This window comes from Mycobacterium sp., from assembly GCF_019243155.1.
Taxonomy (GTDB): Bacteria; Actinomycetota; Actinomycetes; order Mycobacteriales; family Mycobacteriaceae; genus Mycobacterium.
Genome location: NZ_JAFAUS010000448.1, coordinates 1 through 2,637, shown reverse-complemented (window position 1 = coordinate 2,637; position 2,637 = coordinate 1). Strand labels below are relative to the sequence as shown.

Here is a 2,637-nt window from a genome sequence, read left to right as displayed (position 1 = left end):
GGGCCCAGTCTGGGCCGTGGCGATTCCGGCGGATGGTCATCGCGCGATTTCGGCCTCCGCGGATCATACCTTACAGGTGTGGGACCTGGAAACCGGCCATTCGATACGCACACTGCGAGGCCACGCGGACGTGGTCACCGCCGTGGTAGTCGCGCCGGACGGCCTTCGCGCCGTCTCGGCCTCGGCGGATTGCACGCTGCGGGTGTGGGACCTGGAAACCGGCCGTTCGGTATGCACGCTCCAAGGGCACGCCGGCGCGGTCAACGCCCTGGCGGTCACGCCGGACGGCCTTCGCGCCGTCTCGGCCTCCGCGGATCACACGTTGCGGGTGTGGGACCTGGAAAGTGGCGGGCGTCTGGTCTGCACGCTGCGAGGCCACACGGGTGCGGTCAATGCGGTGGCGGTTACGCCGGATGGGCGGCGCGCCCTGTCGGCCTCGGCGGATCACACGTTGCGGGTGTGGGACCTGGAAAATGGCGGCAGCTCGGTCTGCACGCTCCAGGGTCATATGGCCTGGGTGACCGCCGTGGCAGTTACGCCCGATGGGCGCCGTGCCGTCTCAGGATCGGCGGATCATACGCTGCGGGTCTGGGACATAGAACGGAGGCAATTGCTGCGTACCCTGGAAGGTCACACCAATAGCGTCACGGCGTTGGTACTGATGCCTGACGGTTCCCGCGCCGTTTCAGGATCGCCTGACCATACGTTGCGGGTCTGGGATCTGAAAACCGGGCAGTCCGTGCGCACCCTCGCGGGCCATACGGACTGGATAACGGCGGTGGTCGTTACCCCGGACGGGCGCCACGCCGTTTCGGCCTCGGCGGATCACACGCTGCGGCTGTGGGACATAAAGAGGGGACAATCGGTGCACACGTTGGCGGGTCAGACTGAAGGCATTACTGCCCTGATGCCCATGCCCACCGGGCGTTGCGCTGCCATGGCGTCCGACGCTCACCTCTTACGAATTTGGGACTTGGAAAGCGGCGACTTGCTGCGGGTACTCGCGGGCCATACGGACTGGATAACGGCGGTGGCGGTCACGCCGGAGGGGAGCCGTGCGCTCTCGGCCTCGGCGGACGGGATGCTGCGGCTTTGGGAGTTGGAAGCCGGCCGTTCACCGGGCACGCTGGCGGGCCATACGGACGTGATCAGCGCCGTCGCCATCACGCCCGGCGGGCGGCGTGCGCTCTCGGCCTCGGCTGACGGGACGTTGCGGCTGTGGGACCTGGAGACCGGCCGCTCGCTGCGCACGCTCGCCGGTCAAACGGACGTGGTCACGGCCGTTGCGATGAGCGCTGACGGTCGATGCGCCGTCGGGGTGTGCGAGTCCGGGGTGTTGGTCGCATGGGATTCGGCAACGGGCGACACGCGGCGCATCCACACAGGCCATACCGGCTGGATCACCGCGGTGGCGGTCACGCCGGACGGGTGCCGTGCGCTCTCGGCGTCCGCGGACCATACGTTGCGTATGTGGGACCTGGAGACCGGCCAATTGGTACGCACGCTCACAGGCCATAAGGACCTGGTCACCGCGGTGGCGGTGACGCCTGACGGGCGCCGCGCGCTCTCGGCGTCCGCGGACCATACGTTGCGCGTATGGGATGTGGAGAGCGGAAACCACCTCGCTGGGTTTTCCGGGGAGGGCCCGATGTTGCGTTGCGCCGTTGCGCCGGATGGACGAACCATTTTCGCCCGAGACAAGTCAGGCCGGGGGCATTGCCTGCGGCTGGAAGGATTGGATTAGAAGGAAAGTGGCTGAGACGCAGACGCGATCCGCTGCGACGCGCCTGCCAGTCCTCACCCAGTTTTTCAGACCGAACCCGAGCAAATGAACCGAAGACGACTCTTGCGGCTGGTCGCGGCCGTGCCCTTGCTGCCCGGGATTTGGTCCTGGGTGCTCAGCGCGTTAAAGGTAACGGCCGCAACCGCCACCCCCGGTTCCATGTCCCGCGCCCGTCCAGGCGACACGGCTTGGCCTGCGGAAGCCGACTGGGACGGGCTTAGCCGGGAAGTCCGGGGCCAACTTGTTAAGGTGCAGTCACCGCTTACGGCTTGCTTGGAGGCACCGGCGAGCCCGTACTGCGCGCAAGTATTCAAGGAGCTGAAAAACCCGTATTATCTCGGCGACGAGGTCGGCCTGACGCAGACCTTGGGCTGGGTCGGCGCTTGGACGTCCAGGCCGAGCGCCTACGCCGTGGCGGCCCGGACAACGGCGGACGTCGTCGCGGCGGTCAATTTTGCCCGCAAGCACCGTCTGCGACTTGTCGTAAAGGGAGGTGGCCACAGCTACCAGGGCACCTCAAATGCCGCTGATTCCTTGCTGATCTGGACTCGGCAAATGAACGCCGTCACCCAGCACGATGCGTTCGTCGGGGAGGGTTGCGCCGGGCGCTACCCGCCCCAACCGGCCGTCACGATCGGCGCGGGAGCGCTCTGGGGACACGTCTACGACGCGGTCACCACAAAAGGGGGACGCTACGTTCAGGGCGGCGGTTGCATGACGGTGGGCGTTGCGGGCCTGATTCAGGGCGGCGGGTTTGGGAGCTTCTCGAAAGCGTACGGGTTGGCGGCTGCCGGTCTGGTGGAAGCCGAGGTCGTGACCGCCGATGGCGCCGTGAGGATCGCGAACGCCTGTAC

Annotated in this window: 1 protein-coding gene and 1 pseudogene; both read left to right on the top strand. The window is 67.1% G+C overall.

Annotated features, from left to right (window positions below):
* Positions 1–1,744, top strand: a pseudogene (locus JOZ00_RS23025) (hypothetical protein); the annotation flags it as partial.
* 288 nt (positions 1,745–2,032) lie between these two features.
* A partial coding sequence (locus JOZ00_RS23020) for an FAD-dependent oxidoreductase (protein ID WP_293348575.1) occupies positions 2,033–2,637 on the top strand: 605 nt, incomplete at its 3' end.